The 25,323-nt window shown below is 62.8% G+C and carries 22 protein-coding genes and 1 pseudogene; 18 read left to right on the forward strand and 5 right to left on the reverse strand.

Translation table 11 applies throughout. From position 1 onward, the window contains the following. Positions 1 to 225: 225 nt before the first annotated feature. The 6 genes from BB347_RS14290 to BB347_RS14315 all read left to right on the forward strand — a co-directional run bounded on the left by BB347_RS14290 (position 226) and on the right by BB347_RS14315 (position 4,940). On the forward strand, positions 226 to 495 hold the full coding sequence (locus tag BB347_RS14290; RefSeq protein ID WP_076582905.1) for a hypothetical protein: 270 nt from the start codon (positions 226 to 228) through the stop codon (positions 493 to 495). Between the two features lie 141 nt (positions 496 to 636). Further along, positions 637 to 1,008, forward strand: coding sequence for a phosphoribosyl-AMP cyclohydrolase (gene hisI / locus BB347_RS14295; RefSeq protein ID WP_076582903.1), 372 nt, complete (start codon positions 637 to 639; stop codon positions 1,006 to 1,008). A 6-nt stretch (positions 1,009 to 1,014) separates the two neighbouring features. Beyond that, positions 1,015 to 2,184: a DUF7118 family protein gene (locus BB347_RS14300; RefSeq protein WP_076582902.1), complete on the forward strand. Its 1,170-nt coding sequence runs from the start codon at positions 1,015 to 1,017 to the stop codon at positions 2,182 to 2,184. A 107-nt stretch (positions 2,185 to 2,291) separates the two neighbouring features. Next, entirely contained in the window at positions 2,292 to 3,545 is a 1,254-nt protein-coding gene (locus BB347_RS14305) for a sensor histidine kinase (protein WP_076582900.1), read from the forward strand. A 67-nt stretch (positions 3,546 to 3,612) separates the two neighbouring features. Further along, a complete protein-coding gene (locus BB347_RS14310; protein ID WP_076582899.1) occupies positions 3,613 to 4,026 on the forward strand; it encodes a universal stress protein in 414 nt (137 codons plus the stop codon). 425 nt (positions 4,027 to 4,451) lie between these two features. Beyond that, entirely contained in the window at positions 4,452 to 4,940 is a 489-nt protein-coding gene (locus BB347_RS14315) for an HPP family protein (RefSeq protein ID WP_076582897.1), read from the forward strand. Positions 4,941 to 5,004: 64 nt separating this feature from the next. Here BB347_RS14315 and glmM read toward each other — a convergent pair whose 3' ends face one another. Further along, positions 5,005 to 6,369: a phosphoglucosamine mutase gene (glmM, locus tag BB347_RS14320; RefSeq protein ID WP_076582896.1), complete on the reverse strand. Its 1,365-nt coding sequence runs from the start codon at positions 6,367 to 6,369 to the stop codon at positions 5,005 to 5,007. Positions 6,370 to 6,450: 81 nt separating this feature from the next. Here glmM and BB347_RS14325 point away from each other — a divergent pair, with 81 nt between their 5' ends. The 4 genes from BB347_RS14325 (at position 6,451) to BB347_RS14340 (ending at position 9,704) form a co-directional block, all read left to right on the forward strand. Continuing rightward, the gene (locus BB347_RS14325) at positions 6,451 to 7,413 is read left to right on the forward strand and encodes an HVO_0234 family beta-propeller protein (protein ID WP_076582894.1); all 963 of its coding nucleotides are present in this window, start codon (positions 6,451 to 6,453) and stop codon (positions 7,411 to 7,413) included. A 127-nt stretch (positions 7,414 to 7,540) separates the two neighbouring features. After that, positions 7,541 to 8,044, forward strand: a complete 504-nt coding sequence (locus BB347_RS14330; RefSeq protein WP_076582893.1) for a hypothetical protein — start codon at positions 7,541 to 7,543, stop codon at positions 8,042 to 8,044. Positions 8,045 to 8,146: 102 nt separating this feature from the next. After that, positions 8,147 to 9,001 carry a ribose-phosphate diphosphokinase gene (locus tag BB347_RS14335; protein ID WP_076582891.1) on the forward strand — a complete coding sequence of 285 codons (855 nt, stop codon included), beginning with the start codon at positions 8,147 to 8,149 and terminating at the stop codon, positions 8,999 to 9,001. A gap of 166 nt (positions 9,002 to 9,167) precedes the next feature. Beyond that, on the forward strand, positions 9,168 to 9,704 hold the full coding sequence (locus BB347_RS14340) for a heme NO-binding domain-containing protein (RefSeq protein WP_076582889.1): 537 nt from the start codon (positions 9,168 to 9,170) through the stop codon (positions 9,702 to 9,704). Positions 9,705 to 9,737: 33 nt separating this feature from the next. Here BB347_RS14340 and BB347_RS14345 read toward each other — a convergent pair whose 3' ends face one another. The 3 genes from BB347_RS14345 to BB347_RS14355 form a co-directional block, all read right to left on the reverse strand. Continuing rightward, positions 9,738 to 11,810, reverse strand: a complete 2,073-nt coding sequence (locus tag BB347_RS14345) for a COG1361 family protein (RefSeq protein ID WP_076582888.1) — start codon at positions 11,808 to 11,810, stop codon at positions 9,738 to 9,740. Between the two features lie 387 nt (positions 11,811 to 12,197). Beyond that, positions 12,198 to 15,404, reverse strand: a complete 3,207-nt coding sequence (gene ileS / locus BB347_RS14350) for an isoleucine--tRNA ligase (protein ID WP_076582886.1) — start codon at positions 15,402 to 15,404, stop codon at positions 12,198 to 12,200. 97 nt (positions 15,405 to 15,501) lie between these two features. Continuing rightward, positions 15,502 to 15,744, reverse strand: coding sequence for a hypothetical protein (locus tag BB347_RS14355; protein ID WP_076582885.1), 243 nt, complete (start codon positions 15,742 to 15,744; stop codon positions 15,502 to 15,504). Positions 15,745 to 15,837: 93 nt separating this feature from the next. On the opposite strand from BB347_RS14355, the gene BB347_RS14360 reads away from it, so the two are divergent. From BB347_RS14360 to BB347_RS14370, 3 genes are all read left to right on the forward strand, one after another. Then, positions 15,838 to 16,500, forward strand: coding sequence for a uracil-DNA glycosylase (locus BB347_RS14360; RefSeq protein ID WP_076582883.1), 663 nt, complete (start codon positions 15,838 to 15,840; stop codon positions 16,498 to 16,500). Between the two features lie 269 nt (positions 16,501 to 16,769). Next, entirely contained in the window at positions 16,770 to 17,189 is a 420-nt protein-coding gene (locus tag BB347_RS14365) for an HIT family protein (RefSeq protein WP_076582955.1), read from the forward strand. Positions 17,190 to 17,339: 150 nt separating this feature from the next. Next, positions 17,340 to 17,570 carry a hypothetical protein gene (locus tag BB347_RS14370; protein WP_076582882.1) on the forward strand — a complete coding sequence of 77 codons (231 nt, stop codon included), beginning with the start codon at positions 17,340 to 17,342 and terminating at the stop codon, positions 17,568 to 17,570. Positions 17,571 to 17,606: 36 nt separating this feature from the next. Here BB347_RS14370 and BB347_RS14375 read toward each other — a convergent pair whose 3' ends face one another. Next, a complete protein-coding gene (locus BB347_RS14375) occupies positions 17,607 to 18,614 on the reverse strand; it encodes an A24 family peptidase C-terminal domain-containing protein (RefSeq protein ID WP_076582880.1) in 1,008 nt (335 codons plus the stop codon). 204 nt (positions 18,615 to 18,818) lie between these two features. Here BB347_RS14375 and BB347_RS14380 point away from each other — a divergent pair. From BB347_RS14380 to BB347_RS14400, 5 genes and pseudogenes are all read left to right on the forward strand, one after another. Then, positions 18,819 to 19,262: pseudogene (locus BB347_RS14380) on the forward strand (helix-turn-helix domain-containing protein); the annotation flags it as partial. A 311-nt stretch (positions 19,263 to 19,573) separates the two neighbouring features. Next, positions 19,574 to 20,197, forward strand: a complete 624-nt coding sequence (rdfA, locus tag BB347_RS14385) for a rod-determining factor RdfA (protein WP_076582877.1) — start codon at positions 19,574 to 19,576, stop codon at positions 20,195 to 20,197. A 123-nt stretch (positions 20,198 to 20,320) separates the two neighbouring features. After that, positions 20,321 to 22,264, forward strand: a complete 1,944-nt coding sequence (locus BB347_RS14390) for an archaea-specific SMC-related protein (protein WP_076582875.1) — start codon at positions 20,321 to 20,323, stop codon at positions 22,262 to 22,264. Positions 22,265 to 23,287: 1,023 nt separating this feature from the next. Continuing rightward, positions 23,288 to 24,058, forward strand: a complete 771-nt coding sequence (locus BB347_RS14395; RefSeq protein ID WP_076582873.1) for an IclR family transcriptional regulator — start codon at positions 23,288 to 23,290, stop codon at positions 24,056 to 24,058. Between the two features lie 95 nt (positions 24,059 to 24,153). After that, a complete protein-coding gene (locus BB347_RS14400; protein ID WP_076582871.1) occupies positions 24,154 to 25,317 on the forward strand; it encodes an acyl-CoA dehydrogenase family protein in 1,164 nt (387 codons plus the stop codon). The last annotated feature ends 6 nt before the right edge of the window (positions 25,318 to 25,323 follow it).

Here is a 25,323-nt window from a genome sequence, read left to right on the forward strand (position 1 = left end):
GGTCGTTCGTCGTCTCACAAACCCGGCAGGTAACCGGCTTCTCGAATGTCCTGCGAGAACTCATCGTCGATGGCTCCACTCGCGAGTGTAATAGCGTCCGCGCTCACGTTTGCAAGGCTACGCGGAAATCGTAGCAGAGACGCGCTCTCTTCGCGTGATAGGTCGGTTTGCCAGCACACAGCGTTATCTGCGTCGGCGGTCGAGCCACAGGTAGAGGAACGACCCATGTCATGTGCACACCATCCAGACGAACCCGACTCGACGCCGAGTTCCGAATCGGACGTGGCGGAGATGCAGTGGATGCTCCGCAAGGGAGTCTCCCTCGCACTCATCTCCATCGTCGCCTTGCTCGTCTTGATCGTCGGGCTCGACGTGATGACAGGCCTGATCGACCTCTCGCTCGGAACCGGGCAACTCGCTCTCGGTGGCGTCCTCGTCGTGCTCTCGCTCGTCGTCATCGGCTTCGCGTGGCCGTCCGACGACCGAGAGGAGTGATCGCCGCCGTCCCGAACGGCCGCTGAATACGACGTTCGGATTTCGGTTCTCGAGTGCGTCCCGTGTACGCACTGACATCCAGCAATCCCCGAGCGAGCGCCGTGGCAAAAGACCTATCGCCCTTCCAGACAACCATCACGTATGGACGACGCCGTTGCGGTCGACTTCGGCGAGGACGGACTCGTCCCCGCCGTCGCACAGGACGCGACGTCGGGCGAGGTACTCATGCTCGCGTACGTCTCGCCCGAGGCGCTCGAGCGCACGCGCGAGACGGGTGTCGCACACTATTATTCCCGGAGCCGCGAGGAACTGTGGCAAAAGGGCAAGACGAGCGGCCACGAACAACACGTCCAGGAGGTTCGCGTCGACTGTGACGCCGATACGTTGCTCTACGTCGTCGAGCAAGACGGCGGGGCGTGTCACACCGGCTATCGCTCGTGTTTCTATCGCACTATCGAGGGCGAAACGGTCGGCGAACGGGTGTTCGATCCCGACGCGGTCTACGACGAGTAACCACCAATGAGCGAGCGCGTTCACTCTCCCGGTGACGACGCGAGTCGCGACGATCACACGGCGCGTGAGACACTCGAGGCGGCGCGTGAGCGCTTCGAGCAGGCCGAAGCACGGATCGACGACGCGGGCGGTGACGCCGTCGCGGAGGCGGCCGAGGCCTACCGCGATGCCACCGACTTACTCGAGTCGTACGTCGACCGGGCGACCGGAACGGGCCGGGAAAACTTTCAGGCGTACCTCGAACTCGAGGGGAAGTTCGACTCGCTCGTCTCGGGGCTCCCAGACGAGCTGAAGGGGAGAGAGGCGTTCGAGGATGCGCTGGATGCGATCGACAAGCGCCGGCTCAGCGAGTCGGATTTCGAGCGAGCGCACGAGGCGCTCGAGCCGGCCGAACAGTACGCGCAGTTGCTCGAGGAGCGCGAGGCAGCCCGCGAGGCGATCGACGAGGCGCGGACGGACGCTGCGAAACGCTACCGAGCGCTGGGCGAGGAAACCGACGACCACGAGCGACTGCTCGAACTCGGGAACGCGGATATCGACGCCCCGGTCGAGGAGCTTCGAGCACCGCTCGAGACGTACAACGAGGCGATCGACGAGGCGTTTACGGCGTATCGGCTGGAGGCCTCGGCCCGCGAGGTGTTCGCCTTGCTCGAGCGCAGCCGCTGGTACCCCTTCGTCGAGTACGAACAGCCACCGGCCGATCTGGCTGCGTACGTTCGTGACGATCCGGCCGGCAAGTACACGATTCCCGAACTCCTCGAGTATGCCGACTACTCGCGGTCGAAACTCGACCACTACGTCGACAGTGCGGACGAACTCAAGCGGCAGGTGGCGACCCAACGGACGTTTCTCGACGGCATCGACGCCGGCCCGCTCAGCCTCGAGTGGCCGCCGAGGGAGGCACCCGTTTTGCAGCGAAAAACCCGGGAAATTCGGCCGTTCGTCGAGCGAGTCGCGGACGAGGAGACCGTCGCCCGGGTGCGCAAAATCCGCCGATTGACGACCGATCCCGAGTTCGAGTTCGACCGCTTACAGACGGCGGCCCAAGCCGTCGACCAGCTCACACCGACGGAGCGCGAACGACTGGCTGACGGTCGCGTCGCGGCCGAACTCGAGGAGTTGCGGGCGGAACGAGCGCGACTCGAAGCGGCGCTGGATGTCGACGATCCGATCTGAGCCGGGGTGCTCGCGACAGCGGTAGTGGCCGCTCGGACTGACTGTCTTCCGAGTCTTAATAATTCACATCGCACTATTATTATGCCGGTGCGCCGTAACCGGTGGCAATGAGTAACTGGAACCGCCTCTTGAGTGCACTGGGTGTCGTTTTGCTGGTTATTGCGGGAGGTTCGATCACGTACACGCTGCTTATCAAGGGAAATCACCTCAGCGCGGCGTTGCTCGAGGCCGCCATCGACTCGATTCTGATCGGGGTCCCGGGAATCGCGATGGTGTACGCCGGGACATGGTTACCGTCGACGACAATTCTCCCCGAGTTGTACTCGCGTATCGTGGCGTGGACTGGCGGGGGAATCGTCGTCATGGGACTCATCGTCGGCCTCCGCGAACTTCACCCGGGCGTCGAACTCACGCTCACGGGCGGCACGCAGGTGATCTTGCTGTCGATCAGCTCGGTAACCGGACTCCTCGTCGGCGTATTGAACGCCCGCACTCACACGCAGGCGAAGGCGCTCGAGCGAAAGAACCGCGAACTGAAACGAAAGTACGAACTCGAGAAGCAAAACGAACAGCTGAAACGAACCGAACGCCGCCTCGAAAACGCGATTACGGAACTCGAGGCGTCGAACGAACGCTTAGAGGAGTTCGCCTACGCGGTTTCTCACGATCTTCAGGAGCCACTTCGGATGGTGACGAGTTACCTTCAGTTGCTCGAGCGACGATACGGCGACGAACTCGAGGAAGACGGCGAGGAGTTCGTCGACTACGCCGTCGACGGCGCCGAGCGAATGCGAGCGATGATCGACGGCCTGCTCGAGTACTCGCGCGTCGAAACCCGGGGAGACCCCTTCGAGTCGGTCGATCTCGAGGCCGTTCTCGACGACGTGTACACCGACCTCCAGTTCAAAATCGAGGAGACCGACGCGGAACTCGAGCGTGCGCCGATGCCCACTGTCTACGGCGACGAGGCGCAGTTGCGACAGGTGCTCCAGAACCTGCTCACGAACGCGATGGTGTACAGCGGCGAGGTGCCGCCGCGGATTCGAATTTCGGCCGAACGGGACGGACCGCTGTGGACCGTTTCCGTCAGCGACGATGGAATCGGGATGGACCCGGATAACACCGAACGAATCTTCGATATCTTCCGGCGACTGCACACGAACGACGAACAGTCCGGATCGGGGATCGGATTGGCTATCTGTAAACGCGTCGTCGAGCGCCACGGCGGCGACATCTGGGTCGAAACCGAGCCCGGCGTCGGATCGACGTTCTGCTTCCAACTGTACGATTCGGATCGAGCGGATCTCGCCCCGGCCGGCGACAGCACGCTCTCGCGACCGGAATCGAACGGCGGCGAGTGACCGCGCGCCCCGTCTCCCGGCCGCTGGGAGGCGATAACTGAAGGCGATCGCCGACGTACGCTGGGATATGACGCGACACCTTCTCGTGCCGATGGACGACTCCGAGCCGGCTCGCGGGGCGCTCGAGCACGCCCTCACCGTCTTTCCCGACGACGAGATCACGGTCGTCCACGCTATCGACGACCTCGAGTCGGCCTACGGCGGCGGCTCGCCGGTCGACGCTGACACCGACGCTGGAACGCCCGAACCCGACTTCTTCGCCGACGTGCGCACGATCGGCGAGGAGCACGGCCACGAGGTCACGACCGCCGTCGTCGAAGGCACGTCGGCAACCGCCATCCTCGAGTACGGTCGCGAACACGGCGTCGACCAGATCATTATGGGCAGTGAGGGTCGCTCGGGCGTCTCTCGAGTGCTCCTCGGCAGCGTCGCCGAAGCCGTCACGCGACAGTCCGAGATTCCGGTAACGATCGTTCCCTGAGACGCACCCTGTGGTCCCTCGAGTGGCGCTCGTGACTCCTGTCTCGAGTCGAGCGATCATTTTATTTCGTGTTGTAAACTTCTTCGATATTGGTAGATCGTTGCACGGCTCCCTTATTCAGAACCACCCCCGATAGCTAACCGTCCAATTCGGTAACTACGTCTGCCAACCTTTTGCGCTGCGCTCCCTCGCTGGCACTCGGTCGCTCGGCAAAACGTTGATGAAAAGCACTCCTCCCTCCCCGACGGGTCGGTCGTCGGCCCGCTCGCTCACTCCGTTCGCTCGCGGTGAGTGCACACGTCTCCGTCTGTACTTACCGCTATTTTTAGAGAAACCTCACACAGCGAAACCGTGCCGCCAACCTCTTCGATATCTGACAATCGGTGAACCAGCGGGGTTTTTCCACTGACGGACAAAGCACGGTCATGGACGACCGGGTTGGGACGACGCTGCACACCGGCCTCTTACTGTCGACGACGGCAGTACTCTCGTGGCTACTGGGGGTGCCGATGTTGTTCCCGAGTCTCGGCCCCTCCGCGTTCGTGCTGGCGCTTTTTCAGCGAAGCGACGCGACGCGGCCGCGACGCGTCATCGGCGGCCACCTCATCGGCGTCGTCGCCGGGCTACTCGCGTACCACCTGCTCGCGAGTGGCATCACGATGACGAGCGCCGCCGACCCCGGCTCGATCGAGGGCCTCCGACTCGCAGTCAGCGGCGTCCTCGCGACGATGGTGACGGCCGGCGGCATGCTCGCGACGGACACCCGTCACCCGCCCGCCTGTGCGACGACGCTCATCGTCTCGCTCGGACTGTTGACGACGCCGCTCGAGGGCGCGTTGATCGTCGGGGCGGTCATCGTGCTGGTCGCTGTTCACGGACTCGTGATACGGACGATAGACGCACGCTCGAGTTGAGAGCGCCTCGTCGGTCCGGTTCGTAGAACGGACAGTGGTGAAAACCGACGGGGTCCGTCGATTCTCAGGCGTCGGCTTTCGCGTCGGCAACCGTCTCGTAGAGTTCTTCGGCGAGTTCCTGAGCACGGGTCGCGTCTCGAGCCTCGGCGTAGATTCGGACGAGCGGCTCGGTCCCCGAAGGGCGAGCGAGCACCCACGCGTCGCCGTGATCGAGTCGGTAGCCGTCGCGGGTGTTGAGTTCGGCGTCGGACTCCTGGGCGTGATTTGCCGCGGCGTCGATCATCGCGTCGCGTTCGGCCGTCGACTCGTACTCGATGTTGAAGCGAACGTTCGCGTAATCGTCGTAGGGAGCGACGATTTCGCTCGCCGGTCGGTCGGCGACGAGCTCGAGGAATCGCGCCGCCGTGAACGCCCCGTCGCGCGAGAGTCGGAACGAGGGGAAGAAGATGCCGCCGTTGCCCTCGCCGGCGATCGGCACGCGCTCGTCGTTGGCCTCGAGTTCCTCGATTCGCGTGATGATGTTCGTCGAGCCGATGGGCGTCAACTCGAGGTCGGCACCGATCTCGGTGACCACGTCGACGAGTCGCTGGGAGACGTTGACCGCGGAGACGGTCGTCTCGCCCGCCTCGAGTTCCGCGGCGGCGAGTGCGGCGAGGGCCGCGTCGCCGACGATGTACTCGCCGTTCTCGTCGTAGAAGATGGCTCGGTCGGCGTCGCCGTCGTGGGCGATTCCCACGTCGGCGTCCGTCGCGCGGACGAGTTGGCCCAGGTCCTCGAGATTGTCGGGGACTGGCTCGGGGTCGCGTCCGGGGAAGTGACCGTCGGGCTGGCTGTTGACGGTGACGACGCGACAGCCGAGTTCGCGGAAGAACTCAGGACTCGTGAGCGATCCCGCGCCGTGACCGGGGTCGAGCGCAACGGTGAGGTTGGCGTCGGCGATGGTCTCGCCGTCTGCGGCCTCGAGTAACTCGTCGACGTAGGCGCGTCTCACGCCCTCGATTTCCTGAACGCGGCCGGTTTCGTCCCACGGCGCGACGGTGGCCGACTCGGCGAGTAACACGTCCTCGATGTCCTCTAAGTCCGAGACGGCGAGTTCGATCCCGTCGCGGCCGACGAGTTTGACGCCGTTGTACTGGGGTGGATTGTGCGAGGCCGTGATCACTATTACGGGAATTCCCTCACGCTCTGCGTAGAACTGTGCGCCCGGCGTGGGAATGACGCCGATTCGGTCGACGTCCGTCCCGGTACTCGCGAGTCCGCTCGACGCCGCGTCGGCCAGCATCCGCCCCGTGTAGCGCGTATCTCGCGCGATGGCGACCCGGTCGGCTCCCCAGGCCGTCCCCGCCGCTTTTGCGACCCGCAGGACGAACGCGGGCGTCAACTCCTCGTTGGCGACGCCGCGCGTCCCGCTCGATCCGAACACTTGCATGGCTGGTACTCAGAGCGGACTCCTCAAAGGGATTCCGAAGCAGACAGAACGTTTTCGGCGCGCGGGCACGAGCGTCCACGTATGGACTCGATCGAAGAGAAACGCGTCTACGGCGACCGCGAGGGGGCCATCGAGGGATACGTCGCGAGTTCGATCGGCGTCGTCCGCGTCCGCGTCGCCGGCGACACCGTTGGCGAATTCGGGCTCTGTGACCGTTGTGACGCCCGCGACGTCGCAGCGACCGACGACATCGTCGCGATTGCGACTGGCGACGACGTTCGCGTTCTCCACCTCGAGCGCGGTGCTGACGAACGCGAGCAGTCTACCGATGACGCCGAAGGCAGCGACGAGACGTTCGTTGCCACCGGTTTCGGCCCCGCCGTCGCCGTCGGGTTCCACGACGAGGAACTGATCGCAGCCAGTCCTGACGGTGACCTCGCCACGCTTTCGCTCGAAGCCGTGGACGACTCACTCGACACAGCGTCCCTCACGTGGAACACTATCGACCGCGGCGACCTGGGAGACGTTCGCGCGATCGACGGCGGGCTTATCGGCACCGAAAACGGTGTCTACCGACTTCACGACGGCCACCTCGACCACGCCGGACTTGCTGCCGTTCGCGACGTCTCGGCGGCCGGCGTTCCGTTGGCTGCGACCGCCGACGGCCTCTACAAACTCGGCAACGGCTGGATGGAGGTCCTCGAGGGCGAGTTCGACGCCGTCGCGGCCGACCCCCGAACCGAACCCGGGCAACTCACCCGCGCACACGCTGTCTCGGGCGGGACGGTTTACGCGTACGGTGGGGTTGACGTGCACGACGGAAACGACGGCGACGACGCGTCCGACGAGAACGACTCGTGGCACGCGTACGACCGCTCGAGCGAACCGGTCGTCGGCCTCGGCTACGGCGAGACGGTGTACGCCGTGACGAAACGCGGGACGTTCCTCGCTGGAACGCCGGAGTCGGAGACCGACCGGTGGCGCTCACAGACGCTCGGCGTCGGTGATGTCACTGGACTTGCTATTCTTTCGACGAGCGGCTAACTGTTAGTGACGACTCGAGCACGGTTGTATCGGCGTCGTTCGCACTCTCTGATGGCACAATTATCAAAATTGAAAACATCATTGTCTGACGATACTTTAACTATCCCCGCTCCCATCGCTCTCACGTATGCGTGGGATAACACGACGGCAACTCCTCACGGGAACCGGTGTCGGACTCACCGGTGTCGTCGCTGGGTGCACGAGCAGCGATGGTGACGAGGAGGGTGACGACGACGAATCGAACGAAGAGAGCGAAACGGAGAGCGAAACCGACGACGAGGGATCGATCCTCGGTGACATCGTCGTCGACAACTCGAGCGACTCGAGTCACACGGTCGACGTTATCGTCGAGTTCGACCGCGAAACCGAGTCGTGGGTGACCGAATCGCTCGAGGGCAACGACTCCGTGACGCTCGAGCGAGAGTGGCCGAACGACCCCGGTTCGATTCGGGTCACGGCCCGCCTCGACGAGGGCGAGCCAATGGAAACGACGCCCGAGCAGTGGAACGAACCCGACTGCCTCGACTTGTTCGTTCGGATCGACGACGACGAGGTGACGTTCCTGAGCGACACGAACAACGACACCTGCGGCGAGGATCCGGCCGACATCGACGACGCCGAAGCAGAGTAGCACACTCGATAGGCTGACGGGCCACTCGAGTACTCCGCTCGAGCAGACAGTTCGGACCAGCAGAACGAAAACTGGTTTATTCTCCGTGCGCTGCACTCGAGTATGACGACCATCGTCAGCGGATCCACGTCCCAGTCGCTGGCCGCTGCACTCTCACGCGACCTCGAGGAACCGCTCGCCGCCGTCGAGTACAACCGATTTCCGGACGGCGAAGTGCTCGCCTCCGTTCCGAATTTCGACGACGACCGGGCCATCGTCGTCGCTTCGACGGTCTCGAGCGATGCACACCTCGAAGTGCTCCAGTTGCAAGACGCCGTCCGCGAAGCCGGCGCGTCCGAGGTCGTGACGGTCTTGCCGTACATGGGCTACGGTCGTCAGGATGCCGCGTTCGAGGCGGGCCACCCGATCTCCGCGCGGGCCGTCGCTCGCGCGATTTCGACCGGCGCGGATCGCGTGTTGACGGTCAACCCCCACGAGGAGGCGGTGTGTGACTTTTTCGAGCCGACGGCGACGGCCGTCGACGCGGCGGGGCGACTGGCCGATCCGTTGCCCGATGACCTCACGAACCCGGTCTTTCTCTCGCCAGACGCGGGTGCGATCGATCTCGCCGAAACGGTTCGTGAGGCCTACGGCGACGGCGACACCGACTACTTCGAGAAGACGCGACACTCGGGAACCGAGGTCGAAGTCACGCCGAGCGACGTGGACATCGCCGGCCGCGACGTGGTCGTCACCGACGACATTATCGCCACCGGCTCGACCATGAGCGAAGCCGTCGCCGTCTTACAGGAGCGGGACGTGGGCAACGTCTTCGTCACCTGCGTCCACCCGTTGCTCGCTCGAGACGCCGTCACGAAACTCTCTCGAGCGGGCGTTTCGGCAATCTACGGAACCGATACGATCGAACGCCAGACGAGCACCGTCTCGGTTGCGCCGGCGATTGCAGCGAAACTCTAGGGAGCGACACCTCGGTTCAGATCGCTTCGACTGCGCGACCCCACTCACAATTTTGGACAGTCTGTAACTATTATATAGGTGCTGCACCGATTCGATGGTATCCAGATCGGGTTCGTTCACACGGCACAAACGAACACACCCTACCAACACGCCATTCCAACCGATTATGCACGGAATCGTCCACAAGACGCTCAAGGAGTACGCCATCGATCGCACCGACGAAGAGACCTGGGAGGAAATTCTCGAGCGTGCGGGCCTCGAGCCGACGCTTTACCTTCCGGTCTCCTCGTACGAGGATCACGAAATACAGGCTATTCTCTCGGCCATCACGTCGATGGCGAGCCAGGATCGCCGTCAGATCGAACGCGACTTCGGACGAGCGCTCGCCCCCGAACTGCTCTCGACGTTCAGCGCGCACGTCCGTACCGACGACTTCATCGCGTTCCTCACCGCCCTCGAGTCGATTCGAGGGGACGTCGACGAGGCGACGACCGACGCCTCGCTCCCCTCGCTCACCACGACTCGCGAGTCCACAGACGACGTTCACCTCGCCTATCGAACGCACCGCGAACCGGCGTACTGCGGGTTGGCTCGGGGGATGCTCGAGGGGCTCGCCGAGGAGTTCGACGCCGAGGTGACGGTCGTGAAAACCGCGTGCGTCCACGACGATGAGTCGGCCTGTCGCTACCAGCTCACGCGGTGATTCTCGAGAAGGCGAGCGGGCTGCGAACGCAGGTCAGCGCCGTCGACCGAGCAGCCCGATCCCGAGTGCGACGCTGATCGCGAGAAGACCGGCGACGACGCCGAATCCGGGCATCGACTCGAGTTGCGCCAGTGTGCCGCCGACCGTGACGGTCGCGGTTTGCTCGCCCGCGGCGACCTCGTAGCGAGTCTCCTCGTCGAACGTCAATTCCGCCTCCGTGGTCGCCGTCTCGCCGGGTGCGAGCGCGACCGGAGCGCCGTCGACGATACCGTCCGCGGTTCGAAACGAAAGCGTCCCAGCAGCGGGCAGGTCGCCAGTGGGTTCGACCGTGGCGACCGCCGTCGCCGACTCTCCGGCGTCGACGCTACTCGGCTCGACCGAGAGATCCGCCACGCTCAGGCTCGGACTCGAGCGAACGAACACCGTCAGTCGCTCGTCGCCGACGCGAACGTCGGTGACACCGGGCTCGCTCGGCTCCCACGAGAGCGACTCGGTCGCCGTTTCGCCACCCTCGAGCACTCGCTGCTCGCCGTCGACGAGGTCGGTCCCGACCTCGAGCGTCACGCCGGCCGTCCCCGCCTGGCTATCGGTGTTCTCGACGTCGACCGGCACGGTGACGGTCTCGCCTTCGGGGACCGCCAGCACGCCGTCGCCGTCGGTCTCGAGGCCGTTGATTTCCTCGTTCTGCCAGTACTCCCACTCTTCGCCCGCGACTTGGATCGACGACGCGTCGAGGTCGGTCTCGATGTTCGACCCTGGCTGCTCGAACGCGTCGGCGTGCGCGCTCGAGCCCCACATATCTGGGGCCTCAGCCGTCTGCGTGTACTCCTCGGCGAGCGCTCGCACGTCCTCACCGCCCGCCTCCTCGAGTGCTGAGGGGAACGCTTCCTGACCGATCTCCTCGTGCTGAGCGTTGGTCTGCCTGAACGCGTCCTCGAGCGTTCGATCGCCGTCGGTGGCCACTCGCAACTGCCGATCGATCTCGCCGTAGACGAGCGGCCCCTTCACGTAGTCCGTCTCGCTCTCGTCCCAGGTCGCCGGCTCCGCGAGCGTCTCGTCGGCGTACGGTGACTGTTCGCCGCGCTCGAGGAACGCTGCGTAGTCGTCGAAGCTGATCAGCCCCTGCTCGAGGGCGAGCGAGGCGGCGTAGTACTCGGCTTGGGCCTCGACGAGCCACTCGGCGTCGCTCGCCGTCGCCGACGTGTCGTAGCCCTGGCGAACGTGGACGTACTCGTGGAGCCAGACGTTCGAGGCCTCCTCGAGTTCGGCGTCGGCGCGCACCCACGCGTCGGAGTCGCCGTACTGGACGCCTCGTGGCCCCCAGTCGGCGTCAGTCGGGGCCGCGACGATCAACGACTCGTCACTGCGCGGGCCGAGTTCGAGGTCTCCGCTGGCCGTCTCGAGCGCGTCGAGCACGTCCCCGGGCTCTTCGGCCATCTCCGCCGCGTCGGGGACCGCCAGCGTGATCGTCTCTCCGTCGACGGTTCGCTCGTACTCCTCGAGCGAGCCGAAGAATGCGACGTCGCTGCCGGCCGCGCCCTCGCCGTCGACCGACACCGTCTCCTCGACGCCGACGCCTTCGGATTCCGGTACCTGCAGCGAGTAGCTCACGTCGGGAACCTGGACGAGTCCCCACTCGCCGGTGTCGACGAACGAGTAGCCGTCGCCCGACCCGTGATCGTGGTGGTGCCCGTCGCCCGTTCGATCGGCCGGCATCGCGTATTCGATCGAGGGCTCGGCCGTCGTCTCGTCCCACCGGTACGTTCCGTCGCCACCCTCTTCGAACCCGTCGATGGACTCGAGTTCCGCGTCGGCCTCGAGGCCGATTTCGAACCCGTGGACGCCCTCGGGCGGCTCGAACGTCGTTTCGACGCCGAAGACGTCCGAGTCATCCGGCCTGTGGGTCAGTTCGGTTCGTTGCTCCATCACGTCGTCCTCGTCCGCCATCGCGCTCGTGCTATCGGTCACCTCAGCGGCGAACGCCGGATCGCTCGTATCCGCGTCCGCAGCCGATGCCGACGACAACTCGCCCGCTCCGACGACACCCGCCGGAAGGCTCGCACACAGGAGAACGACGAAGACGAAGACTGCACCTCGAGTTGTCACTACACTACTCTGTCGAGTCAATTACCATTACTGTTGTGACATCGTGACTGTCGATACGACCCGTTCACGGCGCTTGCTCGAGAGGAACACCCGACGTTCTGAAGCAACTTGTCAGCCTTCCGCCTCAGCAGACGCTACCAGCTCAGACTCCACCTTTTTCTCGTCGGGTTCGCTTCGCTCACCCTTCCTCGAAAAATCTGGACCAAAAAGCTGCCTCGCTCCGCTCGGCAGTCCTAATCGGACCCCTCAGCAGACGCCAACGGCTCGAGTGCGATCACTGCATCCACCTTTTTGCGCTCGGGTTCGCTCACCACTCGCGCAAAAATCTGGACCAAAAAGACAGAACGGCCGACTACGCTGGCCGTTCTGTGAACGATCGCACTACTCTCACGCCTCAGCAGACGCTACCGGCTCGAGTGCAATTTCCATCGTCACACCGTCGACATCCCACGCTTTGCGAGCGCCGGTGACGACCTCGAGGTCGCCGAGTTCGTCGGCGCGAACCTCTTCGCGGACAAGGTCCATCCGTTCGTCGACGAGGCTCGCGACGCGGTCGTCGTCGATCGAGAGTTCCAGCGAGATTCGCTCCTCGACGTCGAGTTCGAGGTCCTTTCGCATCTCCTGAACGCGGCGGATGACCTCTCGAGCGTAACCCTCGCTCTCGATGTCGTCGGTCAGCGAGGCGTCGACGTAGGCGACGCCGCGGTCGTCGCCGTTCAGGCCGAACGCGGTGCCGGCGATGTCGTCGGGCGTCTGCGTGACGAACGAAACCATCGACTCCTCGATCGTTTCACCGTCCTCGAGCACGTCAGAGACGGCCTTCTCGAGTTCCTCGAGGGACGGTTCGTCGATTCGGGCCTCGTTGAGCGCGTTCATGACCTCGCCGGCGCGGCCGCCGAAGGCCGGCCCGAGTTCGCTCATGTCTGCCTCGGCGCTGTAGTCGAGTTCGCCCCAGCGATCCTCTGGCGAGACGAGTTCGATCTCGCGGGCGTTGAGCCGATCCTCGAGCAAGTCGGTGTGACGGGAAACGGCGTCGACGATCCGCTGATCGTCTGCGGCGACGACGACGCGTGGGACCGGCCAGCGAAGCTTTCGGCCGGCCTGCTGGCGGGCGTTCGCGCCGGCTTCCTCGATCCCGCGGAGGATGGCGACGTCCTCCTCGAGTTGCTCGTCTTCGAAGGCCGACTCGACGGTCGGCCAGTCTTCCATGTGAACCGTCGGGTGGTCCACGTCGTCGGTGAGCGTGCCGTAGATCTCCTCGCTGATGAACGGCGCGTAGGGGGCGAGCAGGACGACGCTTTCTCGCAGGACGCGGTAGATCGTCGCGTAGGCGGCCTCCTTGGATGCGCTGTCTTCTTCCTCCCACATCCGTTCGCGGACGGCCTGCACGTAGAACCGGGAGACGTCTTCGACGACGAACTCGAGGAGGGCGTCGACTGCACGGTCCTGTCGGAACTCCTCGAGGTGTTCGGTCATCTCGGCTTTCGTCGACTGCAGGCGGGCGAGCACCCACTCGTCGACCAACTCGAGGTCGTCCTCGAGGTCCGCCAGTTCGGTTTCTTGTGGATCGAAGCCGTCCAGTCGCATGTACGGCAGCGGGAACCGGAAGACGTTCCAGAGCGTCCGGAGGTTGTCCTCCATCGTCTGCATGCCGTCCCACGAGAAGCGCATGTCGTCGCCCTGCGGGTTGTTCGAGAGCAAGAACAGCCGCATCACGTCCCGGCCGTGACGGTCGATGGCCTCGTGCGGGTCGACGAGAATGTCCTTGGACTTGCTCATCGCGCGGCCGTCGGGCATGAGCGCGTGGCCGTGCATTAGGACCTGTTCGTAGGGACTCTCGCCGAGGGCGGCCGTTCCCATCCCGAGTTGGGACCAGAACCAGCCTCGCGTCTGGTCGTGAGCCTCGAGGATGAGGTCCGCGGGCCAAAGCTCGTCGAATCGGCTGTCGTCCGAGGGATAGTCGAGGGTGCCCCACGAGGCGACCGAGGAGTCGAGCCAGACGTCGAACACGTCCGGAACACGCGTATACGTGGTGTCGTCCTCGGTGATCGTCAGGTCGTCGACGGTGTCCTTGTGGAGGTCGACCGTGTCGGCGTCGATATCCTGATCGACGCGCTCGACGAGTTCCTCGCGGTCGCTGATGACGATTCGATCCTCGTCATCATCGTGATTCTCGGGCGTCCAGACCGGGAGCGGAATGCCCCAGTAGCGCTGGCGAGAGACGTTCCAGTCGGGGGCCTCCTCGACGAAGTCGCGAAAGCGGTTGTCCCGGGCCCACTCGGGGTGCCACTCGCTATCCTCGATGTTCTCGAGCAGTTCGTCCTTGATGTCCGTGATCGTGATGAACCACTGGTCGGTGACGATCTGGATAATGCCCGTATCACAGCGCCAACAGTGGCCGTAGCTGTGGGAGATCGTCTCCGAGGCGAGCAAGGAGCCGTCGGCCTCGAGATCGGCGACGATCCTCTCGTTGGCGTCGCGGACGAACTCGCCCTCGTACTCGCCCCCTTCGGCGGTGTAAACCCCGTCGCTGCCGACGGGACAGAAGATCGGGAACTCGAGTTCGCTCCCGCGCTCGAAGTCTTCCTCACCGTGGCCGGGTGCGGAGTGGACGAGGCCGGTGCCGTCGCCGTGGGTGTCGACGTAGTCGGCCGCGTAGACCTCACACGCGCCCTCGTGGTCCGGGTGGTCCGGGACGCGGTCGGCCATCGGGTGCTCGTAGGACCAGCCGAGCAGATCCTCGCCGGTCAGTTCCTCGACGATCTCGTAGTCGTCGTAGCGACCTTTCTGCAGAACGTCTTCGACCTTCGCCTCGGCGACGTACAGCAGTTCCGTCTCGCCGTCGCTGGTCGCCTCGACGCCGACGTACTCGCCGTCCTCGTCGACGGCGACGAACGTGTTCGCGGGGATCGTCCACGGCGTCGTCGTCCAGATGACGAGCGAGCCGTCTCGGCTCGTGAGGTCGAATTTGACGTAGATCGAGGGGTCCTCGACGTCCTCGTACTCGACTTCGTTGTTCGCGATCGCCGTCTCACAGCGCGGACACTGGGAAATCGAGCGGTGTCCTTTCTCGACTAAGTCGCGATCCGCGGCGTTCGAAAAGCCCCACCACGCGGCTTCCATGTACTCCGGTTCGACCGTTCGGTAGGGATCGTCCCAGTCCATCCAGACGCCGAAATCCTGAAAGTCGGACTGGAGGCCCTCGAGTTGCTCGTCGGCGTACTCCTTACAGGCCTCGATGAAGTTCTCCTCGCCGTACGCCTCGATGTCTTTCTTGTTCTCGAAGCCCAGTTGCTCCTCGACGCGAGTTTCGATCGGCAGTCCGTGCATGTCGTAGCCGGGACGGTCCGTCACGTCGTAGCCCTGCATCCGGAGGAAGCGAATGTACACGTCCTTCAGGGACTTGTTCCACGTCGTCCCCATGTGCGCCGACCCCGACGTGTACGGCGGGCCGTCGACGAAGAAGTACGTTTCACCGTCCGATCGGTGATCGACCGTCTGCTGATAGGCGTCGACGTCGTCCCAGTAGTCGAACACTCGCCCCTCGAGGGCGTCGGGATCGTACTGGTCGTCGACCTCGCCGAACCTGCTCATGTGGATCCAATCTCACTCCGAGAGTAAAGGGGAATCGGTATCGCTGACGGCGCTGCGGGGAGGTGATTCGAAACGACCGAGTCGACCGTCCGGATCCTTACCGAGTCAGGTTGCGAAACTGTACCATCGCCTTCTGATAACCGATACCGTAGACGCCCGCATAGAGCATGACACAGCCGATTGCGGCCAGCCAGAGTGCGACTACTACCTCTCCAGAACCGAAGTACTGAACGCTCGTGTACTCGACGGCGATCCCGCCAATCGTCAATACGCTCGCGAGAATCGTATAGACAGCTAAGTGAAGTACTTCGACGAGGAGTTCCGGACTTGCAGATCCCATTGACACTGGGGAGGAACGCAGTAATTGTAAATCTGTCCCTCCCACAGAATCCGAATCCGAGCGGCCTAACTCACTCGAGCCCGACATTCGCTCGTGTCCTCCGACCCCAATCCCTCCGAGCCGCCGTTCCCCGATTCGCGACACGCGATCGAACCGAACTGTGAGCGCTGCCCGGCCCTCGCCGAACACCGCGAGTGCATCTCGTGGGGAACTGGTCCGCTCGACGCCGACGTGCTCGTCGTCGGCGAAGCCCCGGGAGCCGGCACCCCCGACGCCGACACCTGGCGAGGCGGCAACTGGACCGGCAAGGCCTACACCTCGAGACACTCCGGCCGGCGCATTCGGCGAATCGTCGACCAGGTCGGCTACGGCGACGACGCCTACTATACCAACGCCGTCAAGTGCTTTCCCGCCGACCCGGCCGACCCCTCGAGTAACCGCGAGCCGACGCCCGAGGAACGCACGAACTGCCGAACACACCTCGTCACCGAAGTCGAGACGCTCGAGCCGACCGTCGTTTTGGCCACCGGTAAACACGCGACGGCGTCCGTCCTCGCGGCCGAAGAGCGGGAACTGGACGGCTTCCTCGAGACCGTCCTCGAGCCCGTTCGCTGTTCCCGTCTCGAGACCTGGCTCGTCCCGATTCTCCACCCGTCGTACCAGGACGTCTGGATCGGCCGACTCGGCTACGAGCCGGCGGAGTACCTCGAGGCGATTCGGGTGACGCTCGAGGAGTTGTGCGACGGCGCGACGTAGCCGACGCTGCACAGCTTACGACGAACCGTAGCGGAGCCGATGCCGGAAAATGGGTGGCGGTATGCGTTGGGATGCGTGAGGGTGTGTTTCGTGACTGTGCAAGCGTGCCCGTCGTCGGTGCGGGCACCTGCGTCTCTACGATCGAGGGTAGTGAACACTACCGACGCTCACCCGCACTTACGCCGACTTCACTCCAGTTTATCCGCCCGTCGTCCCAGGAAACGATTCGGCGAGTAACCTTCATACAGCCGGCCGACACACACTCGCGTATGAGTACGATCTTCACGCAGATCGTCGAGGGTGACATTCCCGCTCGAATCGTGTACGAAGACGAGACGACCATCGCGTTTCTGGACGCGAACCCACTCGAGCCGGGACACACGCTGGTCATCCCGAAAGACGAGTACGAACGGCTGAACGACGTCCCCGAGGACGTTGCCTCGGATCTCTACGCGACGATCCATCGACTGGTTCCCGCCGTCGAGTCCGCCGTCGACGCCGACGCGACGACCGTCGCGTTCAACAACGGCGAAGCGGCCGGTCAGGAGGTTCCACACGTCCATTGCCACATCGTTCCTCGCTTCGAGGACGACTCGAGCGGTCCGATCCACGCCGTCTTCGACGGTCCGACCGACCTCGCGGACGACGAACTCGACGAGATCGCTGCCGACATCGAGTCAGGCGCGTAATTCGCCCGGACGCTCCGTTCCCGTCCGCTCGAGGAGATATCGGCCGTCGATCGAACCTCGGTCGAACTCGAGGACGGCCAGTTGCTCCTGATCGACCGTTCGCGCGCCGACTGCCGTGGTATTTTTACGATCCGCGCGCGAGATCCGCGTATGGTCGCCGATCTCGCCGCCCGCCTTCGTGGTTATCCGCTCGCGACGATCCTCGAACTCGGCAGCGTCGCTGTCTGCGTTCTGTTGTTCCTCGGAACGCTCGCGTTGCTCGCGAGTGGCCCGCCCGCAGGCCGCGGCGACCCGTGGCTCGCCCTGATCGCGATCGGATCCACGTTTGTCGTCTTCTGGACGGCGCTGGTGCCGCTGTACGAACGCTATCTGTACTCCTGATTTCCACTCGCGCCGTTTAGCGAACCGAAATCCGCGTTAGAAGAGCGTCCCGACGAGGATATCGCCGTAGATCAACGCGAGCACCAGACCGAGGAAGACGGGCACGAGAAACGGCGTCCCCGGCGAAATCCAGACAGTTTCCTTTTCCGCGAGCACCTCGAGTCCCGTCCGCAACTCCGCGGGCGAGGTACCGTAGGCCGTCCCGGGAATGTCCTCGAGGAAGGCCTCGGCTCCCCACGGATCGTCGTCGCTCGCGTTCCCTTCGGCCGTCTCGGAGACACCCTCGTCGGCTACGGCTGTGCCGCCGTCACTGCGAACGTCCGCGTCGACGGCCCCGTCGGTCGGCGGATTCGGCTCGTCCGGTAGCGTCGCCGGGTCGCGGTATCGATCCGGCCGTTCCCGAACGTCCTCGAGGGTGAGGCCCCGCCAGCGCAGGTACATCCGCAACGCGTCGAGGTCGAGTCCGCCACGGGACCGTCCCGACGGATCCTCGAGCAGTCTGCCGTGCGTTTCGGGAACACGATCCCACGGAACGGGCCAGCCGATGAACATCACGCTGTTGAACCGCCCCGAAGCGGCGTTCGCGACCGCGAGCCCGATCGGAATGGCGATGCCGATGACGACGGCGTTCGTCAGGATCGTGAACGAAAACGTCTCGATCGGCGTCACCGTCAGCGGAAACGCCACCGAGCCGATCTCGTAGTGTGGGTACGTCGGAAACAACAACGCCAGCACGAGCAACGCCTTCGCGTCCGCTCCGCCGAAGCCGCCGAACCACCAGAACAGGTACGCGATCGGGACGACGAAGCCGAGACTCACCGCCGTCGGGAGGAGGAACTCGTAGGCCCAGACGGTCGCCTCCGCGTTCCAGGCGAGCCAGCCGTCCCAGACGAGCAACGCGCTTCCGAGAAACGCGAGTGGAATCCAAACGGCGCTCGAGACGCGCCTCGTTTTAACGTCGCGAACCGCAGTCCAGGCGAAGACGGGAAGCGCGACGAGGCGCAGGAGATCAGGAATCGTCGCCTCGCTACCGGCGAGTATCACACCCGCTTCTCTCGAGCGCGACAGTGTTATTGTTTCGACCTCGCTGTCAGTTACACTAGCAATTCGACTGTCACCACCCACGACCCACGACCCACCACTCACCACTCACCACTCACCGCTCACCGCCCACCACTCACTTCTCACTACTCTCATCATGTTCCTAAAAGCGTTAGAACTTTTTACTCAGAGATCCTACTGGGGGTAATGGATCACCTCGAGGACCTCTCCGTCGACGAACTGCACGCCGCACTCGAGAACGTCGAGGGGAAAAAGCCGACACAGCGGTTACTCGCAGCGATTGCCTACAAAAATGGCGTGACGCAGACGGAACTCGCAGACTGGCACAACGTCGAGCGAAAGACGATCTACAGTTGGCTCAACAGACTCGACGCGGAGTCACTCGAGGCGGCCGTCGAAGACGAACACCGGCCCGGCCGACCGCGAAAACTCTCCGAAGACGAGCGACTCGAGTTCGAACGAACGGTACAGGAGTCCCCACCCGACGCGTACGATGTCGGTTCGGGTTGGAGTCCGTCGATCGTCCAGCAGTATTTGGTGGACACCTACGACGTCCACTATTCGCTGCCGAGTTGCCGCCGAATACTGAAAGAAATCGGATTCGAGTACCGAGGACAGACTCGGACAAGTGGTGTGAAAACACGGGACAAAACCAATGACTGGGCTACTAACGAACGAAAATCTTCTGGAAGATGGTTTTTAGAGTAATATAGCTCTACTATCCCATCCCGACGAATTTTGGTGATTGTTACGAAATTGTTCGATATTGGTTCTCTACCGGATTATCGCCTAGGCAACACGTTCCACCTTGCGATTACTATTGGTGGGTGATTACTTTTAATTCAACCACCGCTCGTTTCGGGAGTCGTTTCCTCCTTCCGTATCGTTCGACGACACGAACTCCGAAACAGTAAGGATGCTGTGCCCACCTCTCGAAAACGATGGTTCCAGCGGAATCAGACGACGAGCAACGTCGGACTCGAGGCGGGAAAGTCGCACGCGTGATTCACCAGTACGACCTCGAGGGATTCGGCGTCGAGTTAGAACGCGCCTGGACTGCCGAAGGCGAGGACCGACGCAGTCTCAGAGCGCTCGCCGACGATCTCAATCGCGAACTCCTGCGCGCGTCGATCCGTCGGGCTGACGGCGATTCCCTCGAGACCGAACTCGACGCCCTCTATCAGGGACTCGCCGACGAGGGGGTCAGTTCGGCGGATCGGACGCGTATCCGCCGCCGTCTCGAGCGTCGCGGCGTCGACGTCGACCAGCTCGAGTCCGACTTCGTCTCGTACCAGGCGGTTCGGACCTACCTCACGAAACACCGCGACGCAACCTACGAGAAGCCCGAGACGGACCGCCTTGGCGAGACGAAAACCACGATCGAACGCTTGCGGAGCAAGACCGAGACCGTCTCGGCCAACCGCCTCGAGCGCCTCGAGCGCGCCGACGAGTTGGCCGTCGGCGACCTCACCGTTACCGTCGACGTGCGGGCGACCTGTCGCGAGTGTGGAGCACAGTACACCGTCACCGAACTCCTCGAGGAGCGAGGGTGTGAGTGTTCGTGATCGGTCATCGGCTCGAATCGGTGCGCTGGTCGTCCGATCTCTTCGACCATAACACGGGTACCAGTGTTATTTCTGGGAATCGCAGTGCTATCTTTTTTGTACTCGGCCGTCGGTCATTCGTGTATGGTAACTAATTCCCTCGAGACCCAATCGCTCTCCCTCGAGGCGTCGAACGTCGGGGGTATCGACGAAACGTCGGTGCGACTCTCGCCGGACGTCACGGTGCTCTCGGGCCGTAACGCGACGAATCGAACCTCGCTTTTACAGGCAATCATGGCCGTCCTCGGTAGCGACAACGTGTCCGTCAAAGCCGACAGTTCGACGGCACACGTTTCGCTCTCGATCGACGAAGAAACGTACACGCGAACGATCACGACCGAAAACGGGACACGACAGACGGGGGGCGATCCGTACCTGGAGGATTCGACACTGGCAGATCTCTTCGCGTTTTTGCTCGAGTCGAACGACATTCGTCGGGCGGTCACGACCGAGCAAGACCTCCGCGAACTCATCATGGAGCCCGTCGATACGGACGAAATCGAGGCCGAAACCGAACGCCTCGTCCAGAACCGAGCGGAGATTGCCGACGAGCTCGAGGAACTCACATCGTTGAAACAGCGACTCCCGTCTCTCGAGGAGCAGCGGACGGAGCTTCGAGACGAGATCGACTCGACGGAAGCAGAACTCGCGGATCTCGAAGCACAACTCGACGACCACGACGCTGATGTCACGGAAACGCGAGCGGAGAAAAACGAAGTCGAACAACTCCTCGCCGACCTCCGAGAGAAACGAAGCTCGCTCGAAGACGTTCGATACACCCTCGAGACCGAAAAACGGAGTCTCACCTCGCTTCGATCCGAACGCTCGGAACTCGAGGCGGAACTCGAGGATCTGCCAGCACCCACCACGAGTACGCGTTCCGAACTCGAATCGGAAATCTCGTCCCTCCGAGAGCGAAAGCAGCGCCTTGAGTCGGAAATTAGCGACGTCCAGAGCGTCGTCCGCTTCAACGAGGATATGTTAGATGGAAATACACCGTCGCTTCTCACCGATACTCGATCCGGAGACGACGACCCAGTGACGGACGCGCTCGTCTCCGAGGAGACGGTTACCTGCTGGACCTGCCACAGCGAGGTCGAAGTCGACCAGATCGAAACGACCGCGGAGATCCTTCGAGACCGGTGTCAGGAGAATCTCGACGTCGTCGGCGATCTCAAATCCGAGATCGCGAAACTTCGCGACGAGAAAGCCGATCTCGAGGAAACGGCACAACGACGTACCCAACTCGAACGTCGTATCGACGAACTCGAAGACGAAATCGAAGAAACTGACGAGCAAACCGACGACCTCGCCACGGAGCGTGACGACCTGCGCGAAGAAATCGCCTCGCTCGAGGACGAAATCGAGTCGAAAGAAGACGAATCCTACGACGCGATTCTCGAGATCCACCGCGAGGCGAATCAACTCGAGTACGACCTCGGTTCCCTGGAGAGCGACCTCGAGCGCGTCGAGGACGAAATCGAGTCGATCGAATCGAAACTCCGGCGTGAGGACGACCTCGAGGCGGAGCACGCACGGCTCAAAGACGAAATCGAAGAGCTGCGGATGACGGTCGAGCGGATCGAACAGCAGGTGATCGACGAGTTTAACGAGCACATGGACACCGTCCTCGAGTTGCTCGATTACCGGAACCTGGAACGGATATGGTTAGAACGGGCGGAGACGGACGTTCGCGACGGTCGCCAGATCGTGACGAAGAGCACCTTCACCCTCCACGTGATCCGCCAGACCGAAAGTGGCACGGCGTACGAGGACACCGTCGAACACCTCAGCGAGAGCGAACGCGAAATCACGGGATTGATCCTCGGATTGGCTGGCTACTTGGCACACGACGTCTACGAGACCGTTCCGTTCGTGCTTTTGGACTCGCTCGAGGCGATCGACGCCGAACGGATCGCGACGCTCATCGATTATCTCACCGAGTACAGTCCGTCGCTGGTCGTCGCGTTGCTCGAGGAGGACGCTGCAGCACTGGACGACGAGTACCGATACGTTTCGGAAATATAATTCGGAGGAGCTTCGTTTCTGGAATCTATGTTCGTCGCTCGTTTTGCATTCGTTCGATCGACCGAGAGCGTCGTTCGGCTCGTCCGTTGTCGTCTCCGGTCGGTCGCTGTGGCCGAACAGTGGTACCAGTGTTAGCAATTGGTTGCAGGGCTGTCTCGTTACTCGCCCCACTCTCGCTCGAAGATTCGATACTGTTCGCACCACTGTCCGACACGATCTTAGAATGTGGGCGATTGTGCTGATAACTGCTGACTATCTTGGACCCTGTCTAGCAATCTACCGGACTTATTGAACCCGATTTTGGCTATTCCGAAAGCACGGTTACGCGTTTCACGGGGAATACCAGCTGTGGGAACCTGCCGGTAGCGGATCGAACGTTCTCTACTGTGACTCAGCCGGTCGAAAACTGTCGTCGTCGTCGCGAGCGTACACGGTATGTGTCAGTATCTGCCCGATCAAGTGAACTCGACGTGTCTCTAGTCAGTGTCTAGCCATCTGTCTTGTATCGAAACGTCTTCCTGAAGTCGGTCGCTCCATCGAATTGGGTTCGACGATTCCGAAACGGCTGTCGAATCTCGTCTGTTGCTACGACGTGTGCATTCGACTCGACATCACTTCGACGCTGTCTCGGCGATAATCGGCTCTCCACCGCGTGGTTTGCCGGTATACGACGGCTGAGGAGGATTGGTCGGTCGTACTCTCAGTTCTTCGACGACTGCCTCGTCTATCGATATGTTCATCCCACTCACACTCTTCGCTAAATTTCGATTTCCGTTTCTTTGCCCGAATTGCCGTTTCTCGCGCCACCACGAACCCGTTTCGTCGTTCTCGAGACGAGTCGTAACGCCAACTTGTTGGAGAATATCGCCGCGAGTCGATTTCGGTGTGACCGAATAGTTGTGGCCGCGCCGAGAGTCGAATATCGAATTTCACGCTACAACACTCAGAACCCATATATTCGCCACTTCTCCAGGTCGGGATCATCAAAGAGTATATGTACATTCACCTACTGTAATATAGACAATGACACGCAAAACCGATAACGGGCGTCGGATCAAGGCGACGGAGACGACCTTCGCTGTCGTCGAAACGCTGGCCGACCTCGAGTGTGCGCGGTTGTCGGAGATCGCCGCCGAGGTCGGAATTGCGAACAGTACCGCTTCGGAACACCTGTCGACGTTACAAGACCACGGTTACGTCGTCGAGGACGACGATGGGTACCGACTCGGCCTACGGTTTATGGATACGGGGACGCAGGCCAAACGCTACTACGATACCCTCCTCTCGGCGTCGAAACCAGTGTTAGAACAATTGGTCAACGACACCGGCGAGACGGTGAACCTGATCACGAACGAGAACAACATGGCCGTCTACGTCGACCGCCTGTTCGGCACTCGAGGCGTCCCGACCGACTCCTGGGTCGGCAAACGACGACCGCTGCACATGCTCGCGGGCGGCAAAGCGATTCTCGCCGAGTTGCCCGAGGAGGAACTCGACGCGGTCGTCGAAGAACACGGCTTTCCCGCGGCCTCCGAGCACACGATCACCTCTCGAGACGAACTCGAGGCGGAACTCGAGACGATACGCGAGGAGGGTATTTCGTTCAACGACCGCGAGTCTCACAAGCAGATTCGGGCCGTCGGGACGGCCATCGTCCTCGACGACGGCGTCTACGGCTCCGTCTCGATCGCCGGCCCGGCACAGCGCTTTCGGGGGTCGTACTTCCGCGAGGAACTGCCGAACATGCTGTTGGGCGTCGTCAACGAAATCGAACTCAAACTCACGTACCGCTGACGTCCCGGTCGGTTTTCGTGTCATCCGTTTCTGCGACGCGGTCTCGCCTCGCTCGAAACAAAGGACTATATCGCCACTCTCGTTACGTTTACGTAATGCTCGACTTCGTCAACGTAGAAGACGACCTCGCGGAGGAAGAACGAATGATTCGGGACACGGCGCGAGAGTTCGTCGACGAACGCGTCAAACCCGACATCGGCGACCACTTCGAAAACGGCACGTTCCCTACCGACCTCATCGCCGAAATGGGCGAACTGGGCTTTTACGCGCCGAACCTCGAGGGCTACGGCTCGCCGAACGTCTCCGAAACCGCGTACGGACTCCTGATGCAAGAACTCGAGGCCGGCGACTCGGGGCTGCGCTCGATGGCCTCCGTCCAGGGTGCCCTCGTCATGTATCCCATCCACGCCTACGGCAGCGAGGAGCAGAAAGAGGAGTGGCTGCCCGCGATGGGTCGGGGCGACGCCATCGGCTGTTTCGGCTTGACAGAGCCCGAGCACGGCTCGAACCCCTCGGCGATGGAGACCCACGCCGAAGCCGACGGCGACGGCTACGTGCTGAACGGCTCGAAAACCTGGATCACTAACTCCCCAATTTCCGATGTGGCCATCGTCTGGGCGCGCGATCGCTCGAGCGCGGACGACCCCGTTCGGGGCTTTTTGGTCGAGACGGACCGCGACGGGATTACGACGAATAAGATCACGGAGAAACTCTCGCTGCGTGCGTCGATCACGGGCGAGATCGGCCTCAACGACGTTTACGTGCCCGCGGAGAACGTCCTGCCGGGCGTCTCGGGTATGAAGGGGCCGCTGTCGTGTCTCACGCAGGCACGCTACGGTATCGCCTGGGGGGCCGTCGGTGCCGCACGCGACTGTTTCGAAGAAGCGCGTCAGTACGCCCAGGATCGCGACCAGTTCGGCGGCCCGATCGGACGCTTCCAACTCCAACAGCGCAAACTCGCGGAGATGGGCACGCAGATCACGCTCGCTCAGCTATTGGCCCACCGCCTGGCCGAACTCAAAGAGCGCGGCGAGATGCGCCCCCAGCACGTCTCGATGGCCAAACGCAACAACGTCCGCACCGCGCGCGACCAATCCCGGATCGCCCGCGAGATGCTCGGTGGCAACGGCATCACGACCGACTACTCGCCGATGCGTCACATGGCCAACCTCGAGACGGTCTACACCTACGAGGGGACCCACGACATCCACACGCTCGTGCTGGGCGAGGAGTTCACCGGACTCAAAGCCTATCAATAACGCACT

It is taken from the genome of Natronorubrum daqingense, assembly GCF_001971705.1.
In the GTDB taxonomy this organism is placed as follows: Archaea; Halobacteriota; Halobacteria; order Halobacteriales; family Natrialbaceae; genus Natronorubrum; species Natronorubrum daqingense.